The sequence below is a fragment of the Meiothermus sp. genome, assembly GCF_026004115.1.
Taxonomy (GTDB): Bacteria; Deinococcota; Deinococci; order Deinococcales; family Thermaceae; genus Meiothermus.
In genome coordinates this window covers 2,623,872-2,643,833 of the sequence record NZ_BPIM01000001.1, presented here as the reverse complement: position 1 = coordinate 2,643,833, position 19,962 = coordinate 2,623,872, and the positions used below count along the sequence as shown (strand labels likewise).

Genomic DNA, 19,962 nt, shown 5'->3' with positions numbered 1-19,962 from the left:
CTTTTGTCACAAGCGTATCAGCCAGCGGTAATACAGGGCTACCAAACCCAGGCTGGCCAATAAAAGAACGAAGGCCATGGCGCTAGCAGCCGAAAGATCCAGACCTAAGAAGGCCTTGCGGTAAATAAAGTAACTCACAAGCTCGGTAGCGCTCCCTGGCCCTCCCCGCGTGAGCACATAAACCAGGTCATAGGTGCGGAGTTCCGCAACGGTCTGCAGGATTACCAGGATGACCAACACCGGCTGCAACAGGGGCAGGGTAACGTAGCGGAAGCGTTGGAAGGGGGTAGCCCCATCCACAACGGCAGCCTCGAGGGGCTCTTTGGGCAGGCTGCGCAAGCCTGCCAGAAGAATCAGCGCCACCAGCGAAACCTGCTGCCAGACATCAATACAAATCAAGGTTAATAAAGCCAGCCGGACATCACCCAGAAAGTCCAAACCGGTCAGACGCCCCAGCGGGCCGAGCTCAGGATGAAGCAACATTTTCCAAATGAGGCCCACCCCTACCGGTGCGATGAGCATCGGCAAACTTACCGCAAAGTAATGAAAGCCTCGAAGAGGTACGGGCTGTTGCAGTAACACAGCTAGCAGCAGCCCCAGCCCCAGGGAAAGGCCCACTGTGAGGACTACGTAGAGCACGCTTAGCGCTAAAGCGTGAATAAAATAGACGTCTCGAGCCAGTTCGAGGTAGTTCTCGAGGCCCACCCATTCCCAACCAGGGCGCAAAAAAGTATAGTTCGTTAGTGAGATTCCCAGGGTGTAGAAGAGCGGCACGCCAACCACTCCGGCTAGCACCAGCAGTCCGGGAAAGCCAAGCAGAACCCCTTCTACACGCTTCAAACAAATCTCCTAACGCAGGCCGGCTTTGCGCAGCAGCGCCTCGAGGCCCTTGGCAGCATCCTGCAAAGCGGCTGCAGTGCTCTTTTGGCCCCCTGCGGCAAGGCTAATTTCGCGACCCACCACGTCTTCCATCTCAGCAGTGAAGGCGAAGATGGGTACCTTTTGCGCGCCTGAGATAATGACCTGAGCTTCCTTGTAGTAGGGATATTTGCTTAAAACTTCAGCATTTTGGAATACGTCGCTTCGGGTAGGAGCATGCCCGGCCAGCGCCCGCTTGAGCACCACTTCCTTTGATTCCACCCAGCTAATAAACTGCCAGGCTGCCTCTTTGTTTGCAGAGTTCTTGGGGATGGCCCAGCCCCAGCCCCCGTTGACACCCTTTCCGCCCGGCATCGGGGCCAGGGCTACCTTACCGGCCACCTTTGGGCATTGCTGGGGGTTATCTAGCTGCGGCAGCATCCACCAGTAGGTGACCATACTGAAGGCCTGGCCCTGGCACATAACCCGGAAGGTGTCGTCAAGGTTAAAATTGAGGGCCCCTCGGGGGGCAAAGTTGCGAATCATCTGGACATAGGTCTGCAAGGCCTTCTGGCCCATGGGGTTGTTGAGAACAACGCGGTTCTTATCGTCAAGGTAGCGTCCGCCTGCCGCAAAGAGGTAGTTGGAAAACTCCATGAAGTTGGGATCACCGCGCTGGCCCTGCATGGCTACCCCTGAAAGCCCTGCATTCTTGTGCATAAAGCCTGCGATCTGAGCATATGCATCGAGATTTTTGGGTAGCGCCAGCGGCACTTTGAACTGGGCCCTAAACTTGTCCTGCAGGTCTTTGCGGGCCAGCAGATCCTTTCGGTAGATAAGGCCCATGGCATAGTTGTACATGGGTATCATATACAGGGTCTTCTGGTAGTAGCCCACCAGATCGAGCATGGAGGGGTAATAGACCGAGAGATCGAAGTTGCTCTTGCGCACATAGGGCTCGAGCGGCTCCAGCCAACCGGCAGCGGGGAACTCCCCCGCCCATAGAAAGTCTACCTGGAGGAAATCGTAGCTGCTTTGGGGGGACAAAAGCTGCGATACCAGCTTGTCGTGCATGGCCCCGTACTGCACCTTCTCGAAGACCACCTTGATGCCGGTTTTCTGCTCGAACTCGGGCAAAAGTTTTTCGATCATCTGGGTTTCGGGAACATCCTCCATCAAAGCCTGGAGGGTAACCCCTTGGGCCACTGCTAAGCCGAACACCGCACCTAAAGCCAACAACCACTTCATGCCAACCTCCTTTACTTCACCGCCCCCAGGGTCAGTCCTTCCACCAGGTAGCGATCTATGATCCTGGCCAGTAAGGCCACCGGAAGCACCGCCAGCACGACCCCAGCAGCCACCTGTGCGAATAGCACCCCGCGCTGGGTGATAAAGGTGGAGAGCGCTACGGGAACAGTCTGCGATTCACGTCCGCTAAGCAAAAGCGCCAAAAGAAACTCGTTCCAAGAAAGCAAAAAACCCATCACCCCTGCAGCAAACAGGCCCGGTGCGGAAAGGGGCAACACAATGCGAGTGAAGATGTAGAGAAAACCGGCTCCGTCTACCCGCGCAGCCTCTTCCAGCTCACGCGGAAATGTTCGGAAGAAGCCCATCAGCAGCCAGGTCATAAAGGGCAGGGCGAATGCCAGATAGGCAATTATCAGCCCCCCTAAGCTTCCGCTTAGACCCACCGCCCGAAAGAGGGCAAATAGCGGAAGAGCCAGCACAATAGGCGGCAGCATCTGGGTAGCCAGCACCCCAAAGCGCAAGGCATGTCCCCCCAGGTTATAACGCGCCAGGGCATAGCCCAAAGGCGCAGCCAGGGGCAGACCCAGGGCCACCACCCCAGCTCCAACCCATAAGCTGTTGCGCAAACCCAAGCCGAAGGGCCCTTGAATCAGTCTGGCAAAATTATCAAAGGTCATGCTGGCCAGGCTGAAGGGCTGCCCTTCCGAGGACAGCGCCCGCAGGAGCACCCAGCCCAAAGGCAAAAGGAAGATCAGGCTAAAGAACCACAAACCCACATGACCCACAAGGGCCAGCCAGCGGTTAGAAGATCCAGGCCCCACCATTGACCTCCATAGCCTCTCCGGTAATAAAGTCGGAGTCGGGACCCACCAGAAAAGCCACAGCAGCCGCCACGTCCTCGGGGCGTTGTAGACGGCCCAAGGGTGTCTGTCGCACATAGTCTTTCAATACTGCTTGGGGACTAAGCCCACGCAGGCGGGCCTCCCAGGCCACCTCTCTTTCCTGCATTTGGGTCTGCACAAAACCTGGATTAACCGCATTGACCGTTAGCTGCAGCGGCGCTAGCTCTTTCGCTATAGCCTGTACCAGACCCAAGACCGCAAACTTGCTGGCCGAGTAGTGCGCCAGCAAGGGCGCGGCCTGGCGGGCAGCCATCGAGGCAGTAGCGATGAGTTTTCCGCGCACTTCCCGCCCGGTCATTAGGGGTTGTTGGGCCATCTGGCGGGCAAAGGTCTGCAAGGTGAGGAAGGTGCCTTTCGCATTGACTGCGAAGTTAAAATCCCACTCCTCTTCGCTCAGCTCCAGGAAGGGGTTCATGGTAGAGACCCCGGCATTGGCCACGAGAACATCGAGCCGATGGTCGCTAGCGAAAATATGCCTCGCAGCTTCCTCCAGGGCGCTCCGGCTGGTCACATCCACGGCCAGATGGGGCATCCCCAGGGCCTTGCCCACCTGCTCGGCCCGTATGGGCTCGAGGTCGCTTACCCAGACCCGAAATCCTTCCCGAACCAGCCGGGCCGCAATGGCCTGACCAATACCGCTTCCTGCACCGGTTACGAGGGCGTTAGGCATGTATTCCTCCCAACTGAGCAAACCAGCCCCGCAAACTGGGGTAGGCCTCTCGGTAAAGCCGATAGATGGGTTGGTATAAATCAACCCAGCTTTCCTCTGGTGCGGTGCTGCCAGCAACCTCGAGCGGCAGGCTCTCCAGATCCCACCGGCCCAGGGCCATGCCGGTCAGAAACCCCACACCGAAAGCGCTACCTTGCACACTCTGGGCCAGAAAATGAACCTCTTGACCTAGAACACTGGCCAAGATTTTGCGCCAAAGCGGACTTCGCGCACCCCCATCCATCACTGTGTAACGGTGCACTCGATGGCCGTAAGACTCCAGCACCTCCACGTGGTGCTTGAATGCGTAAGCTACCGCTTCCAGCAAAGCCCGGTAGAGGTGGGGAGGGGTATGTTGAAGAGTAAGACCCAGGACGCTACCGCGGGCTAGTGGATCGCTGAAAGGCGTCTTCTCGCCAAGAAAGTAAGGTAGCGCCACCAGCCCTTCAGCCCCCGGGATCACTCGAGCCGCCTCGGCATCCAACTCGGAAAAGCTTGCGCCTGGGCGGAAGTTGCGCCGAAACCACTCCAGCAGCGTACCCGAGCTGGCCATGCAGCCATTGAGCACATAAAGTCCTGGAAGGTCGTGGTAATCAATGTAAAGTTCGCGCAGCGGGGTAAAGGTAGGGCTCACATACAAAAAGTCGCCCGCACTGCCCAGCTTAATAACGGCCTGCCCTTCTTGCTGCAAGCCCGCGGCCAGGGCGGCTGCAATGTGGTCCGCACTTCCAGCGATAATCGGTAGCCCTTCCGGCAGGCCGGTTAGCCCCGCTACTTCTCGCCTAAGGTAGCCCACTACCTCCTGGGGAAAACGCACCGGCGCCAGCAGACCCGGAGGCACCTCCAGGTAATCCAGAACCTCCTCTAGCCAGACCGCCTTATACGGATCCCATAGCCCGGACTCTAGTGCCCAGTTGGCTTCCGTGTATCGAGATCCGCTCAGCTTGTAGACAATGTGCTCATAGGAGCCGCTCAGCCATTCCAAATGGCTCCACACTTCGGGCTCGTTGCGCTTGATCCAAAGCAGTTTGGGAGCTACGACCTGCTGGTTCCAGGTTGCCCCGGTACGAGCAAATAGGGCCTCATCGGCAAAAAATTCTCTAAGAAGCGCAATTTCTCTTACTGCCCTGGCGTCGTTTTGCTGGATGGAGGGCCTGAGTACCTGGCCCTTGCTCCCGTGCAACACCATTGCCGGTACCATGCCAGAAACGCCCAGCCCATCGATGGGGGCGCCTCGAGCTTCTTCTCTCAACAGTCGCAAGACGGCCAGAGTGCCCGCCCACCAGTCCTCAGGATCCTCCTCGGCCCAACCGGAAGCCGGATGGTGAAGGCGGTGCAGATGTTCAGACTGGGCTATAACCTGTGCGGCCTCGTCCAGCAGAACACCCTTGACCGAGCTGGTGCCAATGTCCAAACCAATGACCATCAAGACCCCCTGGTCTTTCGCACAATAGCCATGAATTGCTGAACACGCTCGCGATCCACTTCGTTCCAAGTGTGCCCATCGCGTTTGAAGGCCGTGCCCACAATGGCTCCATCGGCCACCTCGAGGACGTCTGCTACCGTCTCGTGCCGCACGCCCGTGTTGGCCAGCACCGGTAGGTCGGGTAAAGCTGCTTTAACTGCTTGTAGATGCTCCAGACGAGCTCCTTCGCCGGTCATGGGCCCAGAGACCAATATGGCGTCGGCCAAACTGGAAAAGACCGCACTACGGGCTCGTTCGACCAGGCTGCGATTATCCAGCGGCGAGGCGAACTCTGCACTCACGTTGTACAGCAAAAACACGTCGTCGCATCCTAAAAGACGCCTGTAACGGAGTGCTTCTGCCGCTCGCCCGCTCCACAAACCCATGTCTGAGCCGTAAAGACCGGTAAACACCTCGCGCACAAATCGAGCCCCTGTAGCGGCAGCAAGGGCCATGCTGGCCATGGGATCCCAAAGCACATTGACACCAAACGGCACCCGAATCTCATCGCGCAAACGCCCAATCACAAAAGCCATGGCTGCCACCGAGGCGGGATTAACCGAAAGCTCGTAAGGCCGGTCATTTTCGTTACCAAACATTACGGCATCGACTCCTGCTTCCTGCAAAATCTGCAGATCCTGCCTAGCTCCATTCAAAATGGCCTCCATGCTGCCTCGATAAAGAGGGGTGCCCGGCAGGGCGTCCAGATGCACCATGGCAATAATGGGTTTGTAGCCAAAAAGCTCCTTAAACTTATGCACGGACGACCTCCACAGGAACGACTTCGGCCAGCGCAGGATGCTCCAGATCTGTCACCATACGAAACAAGGCGCTGAGTGGGGTTACTCGAGCCACCGCTTTGTGCCCAAACTTGCTGCCATCCGCCAGCAATACAGTTCTATCGGCCACAGCCAGCGCCTTTTTCTTTACAAAGGCCTCCTCCAGGGTGTGATTGGTGACTTCGAAAAGATCAAAAGCATCTGCTCCAAGGAAAAACAAGTCGGCCTTGATCTGGGCCAGGCTTTCCAGGACCCATTGACTTGTCAGGCTGTAAAAGCCATTGCGAACCAGACCCCCAGGCAGCCATACCTCGGTATGGCCCTGGGCTAGGGTTTGGGCCACCACCAAATCAAGGGCAAATACCCGTACCCGCAAGCCTGCAAGTAGACGGGCCAGGGCGAGCGTGGTGGTGCCGGAGTCAAGGATCAGGGTCATGCCCTCCTCCACGTACTGAAGAGCCTTCCGGGCAATGGCCTCCTTAACCGCTTGATTCTTTCCGATTTTGATTGAATAGGGCGGTTCCTGCTCCAAAACGACAGCACCTCCATGCTCTCGATGAAGCTCGCCGCGCTCGGAAAGTACTCTAAGATCTCGCCGGATCGTGGCTTCAGAAGCACCCAGCTCCCTGGCCAGATCCTTGGTGCGGAAAGCCCCATTTTGCTTTAGCAGGGCCAGTAAGGCCTGTTGACGCTCTGAGGCAAGCATGGTTGTGATTGATTATGACTGTATTTGATTGTTTCTGTCAACAGGTTTTTTCTGAAAACTTTGAATTACTCAGGCTGCTGCCAACAAACGCTTTGAACCGGTAGGAACTCATTCCAAACAAAAAGGATGAATGCTGTGGCGTGGGGCCGTGAGGGGAGGCTTGGTGGGTACATAAGACCCAATCAGGTCGCCTAGATAGGAGCATTTTTTGCAACACCAAGCGTCTGAAGCACTCCTGGCTGCGCTTTGCGAGGGTTCACGCACCGAGCCTGGGCCCCGGACGAACTCTCCCGCTAGGAGGGCCTCGAGCTGCCATGCTTGCATATCAATGCTGGCGCTGCGCTTACCCAAGGAGTCTGTGGCCGTGCTGGACGACCCGCGCAGCATCGAGGAGGCGCTGCATGGGCCGGAACTCGGCAGGTTTTGGAAATACCGGGTAGGGGATTATCGCCCGATCTGCCCCATCCAGGATCAAAAAATCACCATCGTGGTCTTGCGGGTGTGCCATTGGCGGGTGATCTAGCGGTGGCGACTCCTTGATCTAGAAGAACGGAAAGTCGTCAGCGATGGTAGACCCCATGCCACTGGCGGGGGCGAGCGCAAAACTCCGTCAAGCACCCAGCGCCTAGAGCGGAACTTCCTCATCAGGCATCCAAGGGGCCTATGGCCCATCCAAGCGAAGTGTTACAAAAAATCCCTTCCCCTCCTCCACCGCTTGTAAGCTCCCCCCCTGGGCCCGCGCCAGGGTGTTGGCTAACCGCAGACCAAGGCCCGTGCCCGGTTCGGGATGGCTGGGTGCGTTGTATACCCAAAGGTGGGTTCCCCTCACTCCAATCCGCACGGTTCCCCCTTTGGCAGTGTGCCGCAGGGCGTTTTCCAGCAAGGCCACCACCATCGCCCGGAGAGCCTGATCGTTGGCCAGGACACCGGTGGGTTCTTCAGGGAGATCCACGATCAGCCGCAACCCCCTGGCCTGGAAGGCCGGGCGCAGGGCCTCGGCCTCAGTAAAAACCAGGGTGTCCAGTTCTACTTGGGCCCGCGCCAGGGCGTCTACCTCGGCCCGGGCCAGCAGGAGGAGCTGTTCCACCAGCTCCCGCAGACGCTGGGCCTGGATTCGGGCCTCCTCCAGGCGCCCCCGCTCCAGGTGGCCCAGGAGCACGGTCAGGGGGGTGCGCAGGGCGTGGGCGGCCTCCTGGGCAAAGCGCCGCTCGGAGGCCAGGGCTTGTTCCAGAACTTCCAGAACCTGGTTGAAGGCCTGCACCACCTTCCCCACCTCGTCCGGGTTAGGGGGGATGGGCAGCCGGCGACTCCAGGCTTGCTCTTTCGCCAGGGCCAGGGCGGCCCGGGTGGTCCGGGCCAGGGGGACCAGGGCCCGGGTGGCGAGCCCCAGGGCCAGGAGCATCGCCACTCCGCCCCCTAAGAGCAGAACCCAGGGCAGCAACCGATCCAGGAGGGCCACCACCTGGCGCATCTCTTCCATCCGAAGCGCCGCCAACACCCGGACCCCGCCCACCGGTTGTTCCTGCAGGAGGTAGCCCTCGGCCTTCCCCTGGGCTAAGGCCTCCAGCTCCGCCGGGGGAGGGAGCAAGCCTGCCGCGTCCTGGATTCCCTCCGGGCCCACCACCAGCACGAGGGTGTCCGGCTTCAGGGAGGAGAAAAGCCCCCCGTCCAGGTCCAGGCGTAGCGTCCCTTCCTCGTCGTGAAGCAGGCGCGGAACCACCGCCTGGAGCAGGGCCCTGAGCTCCCGGTCGGCCTGGCTCAGGAGAAAGGCCCGCAAACCCTCGCGCAGGGCCAGGGCCGATACCCCCAGGGCCAGGGCTACCGCGAGGGCAGCGTAGAGGGCGAAGCGGGTGCGCAGGCTCATCCCAGGAAGCGGTACCCCAGCCCGCGCACGGTCTCTATGGCGTCGAGGGTCAGTTTGCGGCGAAGGTACTTGATGTAGGTGTCCACGGTGCGCGGGTCCACGCTCTCCTCCCCGCTCCAGACCTTTTCCACCAGGTAATCCCGGGGGCAAAACCCCTCCCCCCGCAGGGCCAGGGCTTCCAGGAGGGCGTACTCGCGGGCGGATAGCCGCACCTCCTGGCCCTGCCAGAAGGCCTGGCGCCCCTCGATGTCCAGCTCCAGGCGTCCCAGGCGCAGCCAGTTCTCGGCCAGGCCCCGGCTTCGCCGCAGGAGGGCTCGAGCCCGGGCCACCACCTCCTGCGGGTAGAAGGGTTTGACCAGGTAGTCGTCGGCCCCCTGTTCCAGCCCCAGGACCCGGGCCTCCGGGGCGTCCCGGGCGGTGAGGATGAGCACGGGCAGGGGCATCTTCCGCAGGCGGACGGAGCGGAGGACCTCGAGGCCGTCCCCGTCGGGCAGGGCCAGGTCCAGTATCAGAAGGTCGTAGGGAAAGGCTTCCAGAAGCCCCAAGGCCTCGGCGACCCCGGTGGCCTCGTCCACGGCCCAGCCCGCTTCCTCCAGGACCTCCCGCAAGAGGCGGAGCACCTCCGGCTCGTCCTCCACCAGGAGGAGCCTCACCGCCGGAACACCTCCTTTCCCGTGGCCGCCTCCAGCCAGGCCTCGCCGAAAGGCCCCTTGGCCTCCCAGACCAGGAGCCCCTCCTTGGGCTTGGGCTTCAGCTCCAGCTTCCAGGGCTCCCCGTACCGGGCCCGCACCAGCCCCAGGGCCTTGGGAAAGGGGATGTGGGGCTCGGCCAGGTGCTTGGGCGGCTTCTTGGGCCGGTACAGCACCACCCGCCGGCTACCAGCCTCCAGCCAGACCTCCACCCCGGCCAGTTGAAACTCGTAGACCAGCCACCCCTCTTTCTTCTTCAGGCCGTACTCAAACTTGTAGATTTGCTCCAAGTTGCCCTGGCCCAGGTACGCCCTGACCACACCGAAGGCCTCTTCGGGGCTGAGGGGGCGGGGCGCTTGCCCCCAGGCCCAGGCGGAGAGGAGGAGGAGGGCAAGCACCATACCCGGCATTTTAGGCGTCCTCGCGTAGCAGGTCCACCAGCGCCTCGGCCCGGGCGGCCAGGGCTTCCGCCCGCGCCACCTCTCCCTGGCCCCAGGCCTCCCAGGCCTCCACCACCAAGGCCATCACCCGTTCGGCCTTTTCCGCGGGCAGGGTGCTGGCCTGCTGCCGCAGGGCCACAAGCCGCGACGCCAAGAGACCTTCCTTGCGCGAGGGCAGGCCAAGCGTGCCCCCGGCCCTCCCCTGGCGGCCACGGCCCACCAGCCACCAGGCGGCAAGCACCCCCAGGCCGACCACCAGGCCGAGGAGGAGCAGGGCCTCCAGGGTGTGGGCGAGAAACTCCGCTTCCTTGGGTCCCCAGAACCGGGGTTTGGGGTCAGGATAGGGCACGCAGGCTGCCAGAGCAAAGATCCCCGTTCCCAAGAGCAGAAACTTGCGCATAAGACCTCCCAAAAAAGCGAGGGGGGGAATCCCCCCCTCGAGGCCAGAGGACTAGAACCCGCGTTCGGCCTTAATAAGGTGTTGGGTCGCACGCGCCAGGCGGTGGGCCGCCTCCGCCCGCGCCAGGTCGCTCCCCGAGGCCAGCAAGCGCTTGGCTTCGCTCAGCAACCTGCCCAACAAGGGCTGGTTCACCCGGTAGTAGCTGGCCTCGTACTCCGCGCGGGCGATGGCCTCCTGGGCGCGGTAAGGGGCCTCGTAAGCCTTCTTCCGATCCTTAGGGCCATAGGGGGCCGCTTGCCGGGGGGCCACCTCCTGGAAGCGCAGGGCTTCGTAGATTCCCCCGGCGGCTTTGGCCAGCTCCTTGGCGCGGAAGTAGGCCTGGGCCTGGTACTCCTGCTGGGCCCGCCGCAACAGGGCGTCGGCCTCCCCCTTGAGGGGCGCCTGGCCCACGATGCCAGCCAGGTACTGCGCCCGGCTGATCTCCCGCTGGGCCTTCTCCGCCTCGCGGTAGCCGTAAGGCATGGTCGTTGGGGGCGGAGCCATCCCCGGGCCACCAGGGGGTGGAGGAGCAGGCTGGGCCAACACCGGAAGGGCCAAGAGCGCCGAGGCGGTCAGAAAGTGGAGCATCTGCTTCTTCATATTTCCTCCTTTGCCCCTTGGGGTCTTCCATCCCCAGGGGCGTCCACAAGGGTAGTCCCTTTGTGTGGGAAGACGGTGGAAAGGTGAATCTCAAAGCCTGCATCTACACATCCCGGGGATACTTATGCTAAGGGGATTTCATCAACTACCCCCCACCATACCGACGCAGTCCGGCGGGGACTAGCCTATAGACTGCACCGCAGTTCCAGATACCTTTACAGGCCTCTGGCTTTGGCTTCTTCGTCCGCGGTAGCTGCGCTCGGGTACATGCCTCGAACATCGGGGGTGGCTGAGCGGAACCCTGTGTTTATCCAGTTCTGCCGGATGAGGAGCATTCTCAAAGGAACGTTTCTAGCCGAAACGAGATCAGCATGAACCCCTCGCTCACGAACAAGAGCCAGCACCCGAACGGTTGGCCCTGGTGCCGTGTCTGCATCGGGGTCGGCACTGGCTGGTGTAGTGCGCGTCCACCCAGGCGGTGATCGAGCCATAAATCGAGGCTTTGTGGGCAACAAGGGCCTGCAACCGGGCGGAGCCCCACCGGCTCCTCTGCCAGGCAGTTTTCTTACCTAGCCGGGTCTGGCCCGGTATTCGGTGCGCTCACGGATGTAGGTGAGGTCTTCCCGGCCTCTGAGGGTTGGGGGTATCGGATTAGGAGCGTGGCGGGGTAAGCAAATTTTCCAGAGAAACGGTTGTTTCCTTTGCCACTCTGGCTTCTCCCGGCCTCAGGATTATGAGGTGGGCCAGTACTACGTCTATAACCGTATCTCTGAAGCAGGTGACTGGCCCGGTGAGAAATGGACACCCAACCTGTTCGGCACTGTACGCACTGGACCTGATCTCTCGCAAGAAGGAGGTCTGCACCCCGATGACTGGCATTATGTTCACTTCTGGAACCCCCGGTACGCCAACCCTCCCTCGCTGATGCCACAGTTCAAGTTTTTGAGCGTGGGTGAGGTGGCCGACCTAACCGCCTTTATGCAGGAGCTGGGCGGAAAAGCTGCCGCCGCTCGCAGGTTGCACCAGCAGAACATGAAGGCCCTCAACGTGGCTGTGGGGAATCTACCGGGGGGTAACCGGGGATCCGCGGGGGTTCCTGGGAATGGCCCTACACCAGGGGCCATCCACAACCTTATGACCATGGAGCGAGGCTACTGGTTCCATGAAAACCCTTTGCCGGTTAATGAGCAGAACCTCTTGCGAGGCAAAGCACTCTTCTTGCAGATGTGCACCGGCTGCCACGGTCCCCAAGGAGATGGCAAGGGCCCTGCAGCCCGTTTTGCAAACCCCCAGCCCCCCGGGTTCAATGTGGCCGATGACCAAACTCACGGCTCCGATACCAGTCCAGGAGCCTATTACTGGCGTATCCTGCGAGGAATACCGGGAGCGTTGATGGAGAACTTTGGCAACCGTCTCACCGTTGAGGATATCTGGCGGGTAACCTTGTTCATCAAAACCATCCCCAACGGCACCCTTAATGCAGTAGGTTCGGTGCCTAAGCCAGAGCAGTACATCACCTGGCAGGGCTACGGTGCACTTTTCACTTGGGCCGAGAAGTTTTATCCGCTGGGCTCGATAACCCTAAAAGCCTTTGATGCAGAAGCCATCGGGGGACCTGTACCCGCTATGGTTAAAGAAGGACATATCAACCCCACCTATGCAGTGGCGTTGTGGATGCTCGAGCACCCAGGGGTAGTTCCCGCCTCGAGCAAGGGCTATGAGGACGTGACTTTAGACACCATTTTACAAGAAGCCACTCGGCGCCAAAAAGCAACCCCTGGTTGGGGGGTGTGTCCTAAAAATAGGCAAACAGCCTAAACTGTTGGAATGAGCGAAATACGGGAACGGATGCATCAGTTGGTGGATGAGTACGAGCGGCTGGGAGAGGGGAAGAGTATAGCCGAGCAGGAGTTGCTGGTGATTGAGTTTGGCAAACAGATCCAGCGGCTGATGATGCAGGAGATGGTGGAAAAGGGAGAGCGGGGTACAGGAAGCGGAGGAGAGGGCAAAGGGGTCAAAAAAAAACGTGCGGAGGATGCGGGAAGGAGCTGAGGGGTAGCCGAAGCCATCGGGTGAAGGTAGGGAGCCTGTGGGGAGAGGTGGAGGTGCAGCGGTATCGGTATCGCTGCGGGTGTGGTCATCAGGGCCAGGGGTATCGCGACGAGAGCCTGGATGAGAGCGGCTACTTGCCGGAGTGCCTCCGGCGTATACATGGGACGACCCTACGGATGTCCTACCGAGAGGCTGAGGCGTGGTTGGGGGAGTGGGGGGTGAAGGTGGGCAAGAGTTCGTTGCAGGTGCTGGGGATTCGGCTGGAGCAGCACGAGCAAGAGCTGAGTCGTGAAAGGCTAACCCAACTGGCGCAGCAGCCCTTGAGGGGGCGGGAGGGGGAACGGGGCCGGCGCTGGTGTGTGGAGGTGGATGGCTGTCTGGTGGCGGCCCAGGTGGAGGGCGGCATCGAGTGGCGGGAGGTCAAAAGTGCGGTAGTGTACCCGATGCGCTGCCCAAGCCAGCGGTACTACGTGAGTGCCCTAACCACCGCCACAGCGTTCGCCCCCCAGGTGCATGGCCTGCTCCGCCATGCGGGCGTTCGCCAATCCGACTCCCTGATTGGCCTCAGTGACGGGGCGGCCTGGATCGCCGAACTCTTTGGCGAACTGGGGGTTCACCGACACATCTTGGATGTCTACCACGCCAGCACCTACCTCGACACCCTGATGACGGGACTCGGTTATTCCGAGGCTCACCGTCAAGAACAGCGACAGGCTCTGCTTCGGGGAGAGATAAGTATCCAGCGCTGGCTCAACCTCAACCTCCGCGATCAGCCCATCAACCCAGAGGCCCATCAAGCCCTCCGCTTCTTGCAAAAGCAGGCCCACCTCGACCACACCGACTATCCCCGCTTCGAGCGGGAAGGTATTGAGGTCATCGGCTCAGGTCAGATCGAAGGCGCCAACAAGCACGTCATCGGCCAAAGACTCAAGATCACCGGGGCCCACTGGAGCGAATCCGGAGCGAGCGCTAAGGCCCTGGTCCGCTCGCGGTTCTTCTCCTACAGCCCCGTCACACCTTTCCACGCCGTCCGACACGGCGCTTTCCCTACTGCAGCCTAGTTGCCTAAATCTAGGACACACCCTGGGGGCCTTGTTGAGCATTGCTCTGATCTACATTGGGGTACAATGGTTAGGGCAGGCTAAAGTAAAGCCGACTACTCCATCCATTCTGCACATTCAAACGATCAAACGCTAGAACCGTAATGATTAAGAAACCCAGGCCTAGGCGACGCCATACAAGCTTCTTGCTCCTTTTTTTACTGTTGTTGATTTTGGCCTTGTGGATTAATGCACCAGGCATAATCGCTCTGGGCTACCGACTCTACTACTCCCCACATGTTGCAGCTTTGCCCAGGGCACCCGGATTCGGCTCAACTGACCGGGTACTCCTGCTCTCCCCCCACCCCGACGACGAAACCTTGTGCTGCGCTGGGATGCTGCAACAAGCTGTGGCCGCCGGAGCCCAGGTCTATATCATCTGGCTCACCAGCGGCGACGGGTTTGAGTGGGACGCAGTGCTCTTGCGCCGCACCCCCGACCCCGGCGATAAAGCCATGCTCGAGCTGGGCCAGCAGCGCATGAACGAGGCCCGCGCGGCCGCCCGAGTGCTGGGGATTCCCCAGGCCAACCTGCACTTTCTAGGCTATCCGGATCAGGGGCTTCTGCGGCTTTTTCTCGACTATTATTATGTGCCTTTTACGGCTCCTCATACCGGAGTGAACCGGGTGCCCTACCCCGGCACCCAATCACCAGGAGCCTTTTATACAGGGGAAAACCTCGAGCGCGACCTGGAAACGTTGTTTGACCAGATCGAGCCCACAGTAGTGCTGGCCCCCAGCCCTCAAGACGCCCACCCCGACCACCGAGCCACCGGCGACCTGGCCCTGCGCCTTTTAGGCAAGCGACAAGAGCTGAGCAAAGGCCGCTTCTGGATCGTGCACGGGGGGTTGGAGTGGCCCCTGCCCAAGGGAATGCACATCAACCTTCCCCTCGAGCCCCCCCCAAGGGGCAGGGGGCTGCCTTGGGAACGAGTGGATCTAAGCCAGGAGCAAATCGCGGGAAAGCTCGAGGCTATCCGAGCCCACCGTAGCCAGATCGTTATAATTGGGCGCTTCATGGAGGCCTTTGTGCGGCAAAACGAGCTTCTAAGCCCGCTACCGCTGCCGGAGCCCTCGGCTCATCCGCTGCGTTGAAGTTAGCCCGGTCTATCGTCGCCGGTTGGAAAAAGAACCGGTTCCAGCCTGCTTACTACGCTGGGCCCATCACACGGTAGTTGGCCGGAGGTATTTTTACCGAACTTAAACCTACAAATCCTACTCTTCTGGCTGTGCTTGCGGATGCAAGCCGAGGAGAGACAGCCATGAAGAATACCGTACTCAAAACCTCCAGCCTATTAGCGTTGGCGGTGATTTCCGGCTCAGTCTTGTGGTTCGCTTTCAGTCAGGGTCAGCCCAGCGCCGCTTCCAGTCCGGCTCCTAGTGCGCTCCAGGGACTTCTGCCCGACGAGCGCAACACTGTAGATATTGCCCAGTCGGCCAGCGAGGGGGTGGTCTATATATCGGTGCGCAGCAACCCTGCCGCCAATCTACCCAATAACCTCCAACCCTTTGCGCCCTTCTTGCAGCCTCAGCCCCAGCAGGGCACCGGCTCAGGATTCGTGCTGGATAAGCAGGGCCATATCCTGACCAACTATCACGTGGTGCAGGGAGCCAACCAGATTACGGTGCGCTTCAAGGACGGCCCCAAGCTCTATCCCGCCAAGGTGCTGGGAAGCGCCCAGGCCCTCGATCTGGCAGTGATCCAGGTGCAGGCTCCAGCCAACCTGCTCAAGCCCCTTACCCTGGGCAACTCCGACCGGGTGCTGGTGGGCGAAAAAGCTATTGCTATTGGGAACCCCTTTGGATTGGAGTACAGTGTCTCAACCGGTATTGTATCGGCGGTACGGCGCAACCCAGGAGCAGTAGACGCGCTGGTGCCGACCCTGATCCAAACCGACGCGGCCATCAACCCGGGTAACTCTGGCGGACCTTTGCTCAACTCCAGGGGCGAGGTCATCGGCATCAACACCGCTATCCTCTCCCCCACGGGCCAGTTTGGCAACGCCCAAAACGCCGGGGTAGGCTTCGCTATTCCAATAAACCTGGCAAAGCAGTATTTGGCTCCGCTCGAGCAAGGCAAAAATATTAGCGACACAGAAATCCTGGCCTCTCGTCCGCGCCTGGGGGTCTCGGTGATACCACTGGCGGCCTATAGTCCTCAAGTACTCCAAACCAATAACCTGCCTGAAGAGGGCCTGATGATTCAAAGCATACAGAAGGGTTCCCCTGCGGAAAAGGCTGGCCTTAAGGCACCCACTCGGTTCATCCAGGTGCAATCGCCGGATGGCTCAGTACAGCAGGTGGGACTCAATGGGGACATTATCCTAGAAGCCAACAGCAATCCAGTCCAAGACATTAACGACCTGCGGGGGGTGCTGGAAGGTGCCAATAACCAGCCCGTTACCCTCAAAGTCTGGCGCGAGGGTAAAACCCTCAGTATCTCGGTAACGCCGCAAATTATCGCCAGTAACTGAAAGCGGTTGCTGAATACTTAGCATAGTCAGGTATTGTGGGCTAGGAGTATTTTTCACTCTCGGTTGCGTGGATAACTTCAATCGAGCTGGTTCGACGCCTAACCGGGTTGAACCGGCTCGATCTAGTATTGCGCCCTCAGGTCTTTGACCAAGGTCAGATGTGTAGCTTCTCGGCCCAACCAGGGTTTCCAAAGCGGGCTTCTCCACTCTATGTAGACCTCAAAGCCAAACTTTTCATAAAGCTTAAGGGCCCTGTCATTCTCTCGAGTGGTCGAAAGCTGAACACCGCGAACACCTCTTGCCCTCAGGCAGTTCAGATGGGCTTCCAGCAATTGATGGCCGAGCCCAAATCCTCTTGCCTGGGGGAGCAGATTGATGTGTAGATGAGCTGGATACAGTTCTGCTGGAGCCCTACGATTGCTGTACCAGGCAGCCCTGAGCAGGTAGGGAACGCACCCAACCAGGCCAGGATACTTTCCCGCCATAGCGTTCTTTAGCATTTCAAAAGCGGAACGTAAGAAGTATTGCCTGTAGACTTGTGTATCGGATGCACCAACAATGTACCCAACAACTATCCCATCAAGTTCAGCCAACCAGTTGCACATCCCAGCACCATAGAGATAGGGTTTGATCCAAAGATCCCGAAAAAGGGAGAGGCTGGGGAAATAAACTGCCGCAGACTCACCAAAAAAACCAGTCAAATAGGCGACCCGTCCCATGGTTTCCAGATCTTCGGGTTGTGCGGGGCGAATCCTGCTGAGGTTTTGGGGGGGTGGTGTCATCAAAGCCTGACCAAGATAGTAGCCTGGTAGAAGTCGTAGTTTGTAGCGATCCGTTCTGTAACTATCGCCCAACAACCGGTGGGTTTAAGAATCAGGATAGGCTGCGTGATCACAAAATACAATGCGTTGAGGCGCCTTAATCTGATTGGGCGGTAGGGCCTCCCCTGCCAGCACCCTTCGCAGAGCCTCCCGTTTGGAAAGGCCAACTGCCACCAATACCAGCAGCTCAGTCTGCGCCAGGGCCAGAGGAGTGAGGGTCACTCGCTCGGGTGGGGGTTTTGGAGCTCTTAGCACTGGCGCAACCAGGGCCTTTGCCGGTATTGGAAGTCCTGGAAACAGGCTAGCAGTATGTCCGTCTTCCCCTAGGCCCAGCACTACGGTTGTAAAAGGTAACATGCGGGCAACCACAGGTTCCATTTGTAGGGCTGCTGCTACCGACCCCTGTTCTACAGGAAAGCGATGCAGGCATACCTGCTCAAGGCCCAGCGCCCGGCCAATCTGGCGGTCGTTGCGAAGCGGTGATTCGGGTGCAACACAGCGCTCATCGGATGGAACCAGCTCGATCTTCTCCCAGGGAAGCGCGCACCGGCCTAGCTGCTCGTAGGCTGGCAAAGGGGTCTGCCCTCCCGCCAGAACCGCCCGCCCACCGTGTCGGAGTTGTTGAGCTAGCTTATCAGACAAGGCCTCGGCCACCGCTTCCGGGGTGGGAGAGACTTGTACGCTAAAGCCCATTGGACTCTACCGAATGGCCGCCAAACATGTGGCGCATCATGGCCAATAAACGGCGGTCATACCCTTCTCGATCCTGGCTTTCAAAGCGCACAAATAGTGCGCTGGTTATTGCTGGCAGGGCCACCCCCAGCTCGAGAGCCTCCGACACCATCCAGCGCCCTTCACCTGAGTCGGCTACTATCGGAGCGATGCCCTTAAGCTCGGGGTCTTTCCGCAACCCCTCGGCCACCAGATCCAGTAGCCAGCTTCGAATTACGGTGCCCTCCCGCCAAGCATGGGTTAAGACAGCCAGGTCAATACCGAACTCACTTTTTCGACGAATCAAATCCAGTCCTTCAGCCAGAGCCTGCATCATGCCATATTCGATACCATTGTGCACCATCTTGGCAAAATGGCCTGCCCCTACCGGCCCCAAGTGCGCCCAGCCCCGATCGGATGCGGGTGCTAATGTTTCTAGAAAGGGCTGCAACCTATGGAGTGTTTCTTTAGAACCACCGACCATCAGGCCATATCCTATTTCCAAACCCCACACCCCCCCAGAAACCCCTACATCGGCAAAGAGTATGCCCCGCTCCGCCAAAGCGGCGCCACGCACCTGGCTGTCTTTGTAGTACGCATTGCCGCCATCCACCACCAAATCGCCCAGGGATAGCAAGGAGGTAAGCTCTTGAAACACCGCCTGGCTAATGCTTCCTGCAGGAAGCATTAGCCAGACCAGACGAGGTGGGTTGAGCAGCTCACAGAGGTGCTTAACGGATTGGGCCGGAACGATGGAATCTATGCTTTGCAGCGCCTCTGGGTCTCGATCAAAACCCACCACCCTAAAGCCTTTTCTCAACAAACGCCGGGCCATGTTACCACCCATGCGACCCAAGCCAACCATACCGATCTCGTGCATAATCCCCCCTTAATGATTCAAGCTATACAGCAAGATACACAGCACCACCAAGGTGATCGTGCTAAAAACAGCGTCCTTTTGGCGAGCAAAGAGAAAGGCCGATACAGCGACCCGCAACAAGGGGGTAGCCACCAACAGTAAGATTCCCAGCTGAATGAGGGCGCGGGGCTGACCGGCAATGATCCCATTCCAGATGCCATCCAGTGAGCGCAAGCCCGCGGACTCTCCACGAAAGATATCGAAGCGGACGACGTCATACCCATGGTGCATGAGCTCGAGTACCCCTCCCAGCAAAACCACCCCCCCTGCCAGAAACAACCCTACCCGCAGCAAGTTACCCAGGAATAGTTCCATCTGCCGGTCGTTCATAGCCCGCCTCGAAGGCCCTGATAAATCATCTGCACCCCCAGTAGGGCGATCACCCCAACAAAAAGCAACCGCAGTCGTGCCGGGGCAGCCCGGGTTAGGATACGAGCCCCCATCAACGAGCCAATCAGCACGCCCAGCATGACCGGCATGGCCAGCAGGGGATCAATGTAGCCCCGGCTAAGATAGACCCCTGCACTGGCCGCTGCGGTTACCCCAATCATAAAGTTAGAGGTGGTGGTGGAAACCTTGTAGGGCAGGCCCATTACCCGATCCATGGCCAGTACCTTCAGTGCCCCCGAGCCAATACCCAGAAGCCCTGAAAGCAGCCCAGCTATCCCCATGAGTCCAAATCCGGCCAGCACACGGTACACCCGGTAGGGTACGGGGCCCTGGGAGGTGGGGTAAGTACCTTCCATGCGCAAGCGCACCGCTAAGGGGTCAGAAGGCTTAGTGCTGGGTTCTTCATCTTTGTGTCGATCCTGGAAGCCCTGGTAGGCCGAGTACATTAGCACTAAGCCAAACACCGTAGCGATCCAACTTTTAGGAAGGATCCCTACTAGGTAAGCCCCCAGCAAGGCCCCCAGGGTGGTAGCTATCTCCAGGAACATCCCGATGCGAAGATTGGAAAACCCCTCACGCACATAGGCCGAAGCAGCCCCGCTCGAGGTCGCGATAACCGAGACCAGCGAGGCCCCCAGGGCGTAGTGCAGATCAACTTTGAAGCCCAGCACCAACATGGGTACCAAAATCACCCCACCGCCCAGCCCGGTGAGGGCCCCCACCCCTCCGGCCAGCAGACTGCCCAGGAACAAAAGAAGGGAGAGCTCGAGTTCTCTCATGCCTACAGGCGTATTCTA

General features: G+C 59.5%; 23 protein-coding genes. 6 read left to right on the top strand and 17 right to left on the bottom strand.

The genetic code is table 11. The annotated features are described in order from the left end of the window. Positions 1–6: 6 nt before the first annotated feature. Genes Q0X23_RS12880 through Q0X23_RS12850 form a run of 7 tightly spaced genes read right to left on the bottom strand, consistent with a single transcriptional unit; the run spans position 7 to position 6,667 of the window. Positions 7–840, bottom strand: a complete 834-nt coding sequence (locus Q0X23_RS12880) for a carbohydrate ABC transporter permease (RefSeq protein ID WP_297860665.1) — start codon at positions 838–840, stop codon at positions 7–9. Positions 841–849: 9 nt separating this feature from the next. Further along, complete coding sequence (locus Q0X23_RS12875; protein WP_297860664.1) at positions 850–2,106, bottom strand: extracellular solute-binding protein; 1,257 nt, start codon at positions 2,104–2,106, stop codon at positions 850–852. A gap of 11 nt (positions 2,107–2,117) precedes the next feature. Then, entirely contained in the window at positions 2,118–2,930 is an 813-nt protein-coding gene (locus Q0X23_RS12870) for a carbohydrate ABC transporter permease (RefSeq protein ID WP_297860663.1), read from the bottom strand. After that, the gene (locus Q0X23_RS12865) at positions 2,908–3,678 is read right to left on the bottom strand and encodes an SDR family NAD(P)-dependent oxidoreductase (RefSeq protein ID WP_297860662.1); all 771 of its coding nucleotides are present in this window, start codon (positions 3,676–3,678) and stop codon (positions 2,908–2,910) included. The genes Q0X23_RS12870 and Q0X23_RS12865 overlap by 23 nt, the downstream gene beginning before the upstream one ends. Further along, on the bottom strand, positions 3,671–5,143 hold the full coding sequence (locus Q0X23_RS12860) for an FGGY-family carbohydrate kinase (protein ID WP_297860661.1): 1,473 nt from the start codon (positions 5,141–5,143) through the stop codon (positions 3,671–3,673). Before Q0X23_RS12860 ends, Q0X23_RS12865 begins: the two co-directional genes overlap by 8 nt. Continuing rightward, a complete protein-coding gene (locus Q0X23_RS12855) occupies positions 5,143–5,943 on the bottom strand; it encodes a BtpA/SgcQ family protein (protein ID WP_297860660.1) in 801 nt (266 codons plus the stop codon). Before Q0X23_RS12855 ends, Q0X23_RS12860 begins: the two co-directional genes overlap by 1 nt. Then, positions 5,936–6,667 (bottom strand): DeoR/GlpR family DNA-binding transcription regulator, encoded by a 732-nt coding sequence (locus tag Q0X23_RS12850; protein WP_297860659.1) that lies wholly within the window; start codon positions 6,665–6,667, stop codon positions 5,936–5,938. The genes Q0X23_RS12855 and Q0X23_RS12850 overlap by 8 nt, the downstream gene beginning before the upstream one ends. Before the next feature lie 328 nt (positions 6,668–6,995). Between Q0X23_RS12850 and Q0X23_RS12845 the strand changes: the two genes are divergently transcribed. Next, a complete protein-coding gene (locus Q0X23_RS12845; protein ID WP_297860658.1) occupies positions 6,996–7,190 on the top strand; it encodes a type II toxin-antitoxin system RelE/ParE family toxin in 195 nt (64 codons plus the stop codon). Between the two features lie 138 nt (positions 7,191–7,328). On the opposite strand, the gene Q0X23_RS12840 is transcribed toward Q0X23_RS12845, so the two are convergent. Genes Q0X23_RS12840 through Q0X23_RS12820 form a run of 5 tightly spaced genes read right to left on the bottom strand, consistent with a single transcriptional unit; the run spans position 7,329 to position 10,699 of the window. After that, a complete protein-coding gene (locus Q0X23_RS12840; protein WP_297860657.1) occupies positions 7,329–8,531 on the bottom strand; it encodes a HAMP domain-containing sensor histidine kinase in 1,203 nt (400 codons plus the stop codon). Then, positions 8,528–9,184 (bottom strand): response regulator transcription factor, encoded by a 657-nt coding sequence (locus tag Q0X23_RS12835; protein ID WP_297860656.1) that lies wholly within the window; start codon positions 9,182–9,184, stop codon positions 8,528–8,530. The genes Q0X23_RS12840 and Q0X23_RS12835 overlap by 4 nt, the downstream gene beginning before the upstream one ends. Continuing rightward, positions 9,181–9,621: a hypothetical protein gene (locus Q0X23_RS12830; protein ID WP_297860655.1), complete on the bottom strand. Its 441-nt coding sequence runs from the start codon at positions 9,619–9,621 to the stop codon at positions 9,181–9,183. The genes Q0X23_RS12835 and Q0X23_RS12830 overlap by 4 nt, the downstream gene beginning before the upstream one ends. A 10-nt stretch (positions 9,622–9,631) precedes the next feature. Continuing rightward, complete coding sequence (locus tag Q0X23_RS12825; RefSeq protein WP_297860654.1) at positions 9,632–10,060, bottom strand: hypothetical protein; 429 nt, start codon at positions 10,058–10,060, stop codon at positions 9,632–9,634. A 51-nt stretch (positions 10,061–10,111) separates the two neighbouring features. After that, positions 10,112–10,699, bottom strand: a complete 588-nt coding sequence (locus tag Q0X23_RS12820; RefSeq protein ID WP_297860653.1) for a hypothetical protein — start codon at positions 10,697–10,699, stop codon at positions 10,112–10,114. A gap of 612 nt (positions 10,700–11,311) precedes the next feature. Here Q0X23_RS12820 and Q0X23_RS12815 point away from each other — a divergent pair. The 5 genes from Q0X23_RS12815 (at position 11,312) to Q0X23_RS12795 (ending at position 16,324) form a co-directional block, all read left to right on the top strand. Beyond that, positions 11,312–12,517, top strand: a complete 1,206-nt coding sequence (locus Q0X23_RS12815) for a cbb3-type cytochrome c oxidase subunit II (protein WP_297860652.1) — start codon at positions 11,312–11,314, stop codon at positions 12,515–12,517. A 9-nt stretch (positions 12,518–12,526) separates the two neighbouring features. Continuing rightward, positions 12,527–12,751, top strand: a complete 225-nt coding sequence (locus Q0X23_RS12810; protein ID WP_119342520.1) for a hypothetical protein — start codon at positions 12,527–12,529, stop codon at positions 12,749–12,751. Between the two features lie 176 nt (positions 12,752–12,927). Next, positions 12,928–13,812 (top strand): hypothetical protein, encoded by an 885-nt coding sequence (locus Q0X23_RS12805; protein ID WP_297860001.1) that lies wholly within the window; start codon positions 12,928–12,930, stop codon positions 13,810–13,812. A gap of 143 nt (positions 13,813–13,955) precedes the next feature. Next, positions 13,956–14,945 carry a PIG-L deacetylase family protein gene (locus Q0X23_RS12800; protein WP_297860651.1) on the top strand — a complete coding sequence of 330 codons (990 nt, stop codon included), beginning with the start codon at positions 13,956–13,958 and terminating at the stop codon, positions 14,943–14,945. A gap of 167 nt (positions 14,946–15,112) precedes the next feature. Continuing rightward, entirely contained in the window at positions 15,113–16,324 is a 1,212-nt protein-coding gene (locus Q0X23_RS12795) for a S1C family serine protease (protein WP_297860650.1), read from the top strand. A 122-nt stretch (positions 16,325–16,446) separates the two neighbouring features. Here the strand turns inward: Q0X23_RS12795 and Q0X23_RS12790 are convergent, their stop codons facing one another. From Q0X23_RS12790 to Q0X23_RS12770, 5 genes are read right to left on the bottom strand one after another with little or no spacing between them, the layout of a single operon-like run. Next, a complete protein-coding gene (locus Q0X23_RS12790; protein ID WP_297860649.1) occupies positions 16,447–17,178 on the bottom strand; it encodes a GNAT family N-acetyltransferase in 732 nt (243 codons plus the stop codon). 12 nt (positions 17,179–17,190) lie between these two features. After that, on the bottom strand, positions 17,191–17,838 hold the full coding sequence (locus Q0X23_RS12785) for a 6-phosphogluconolactonase (protein WP_297860648.1): 648 nt from the start codon (positions 17,836–17,838) through the stop codon (positions 17,191–17,193). Beyond that, complete coding sequence (gene gnd, locus Q0X23_RS12780) at positions 17,828–18,736, bottom strand: phosphogluconate dehydrogenase (NAD(+)-dependent, decarboxylating) (RefSeq protein ID WP_297860647.1); 909 nt, start codon at positions 18,734–18,736, stop codon at positions 17,828–17,830. The genes Q0X23_RS12785 and gnd overlap by 11 nt, the downstream gene beginning before the upstream one ends. A gap of 9 nt (positions 18,737–18,745) precedes the next feature. Then, positions 18,746–19,105 carry a DUF1634 domain-containing protein gene (locus Q0X23_RS12775; protein WP_297860646.1) on the bottom strand — a complete coding sequence of 120 codons (360 nt, stop codon included), beginning with the start codon at positions 19,103–19,105 and terminating at the stop codon, positions 18,746–18,748. Beyond that, entirely contained in the window at positions 19,102–19,944 is an 843-nt protein-coding gene (locus Q0X23_RS12770) for a sulfite exporter TauE/SafE family protein (protein ID WP_297860645.1), read from the bottom strand. Before Q0X23_RS12770 ends, Q0X23_RS12775 begins: the two co-directional genes overlap by 4 nt. Positions 19,945–19,962 lie beyond the last annotated feature (18 nt).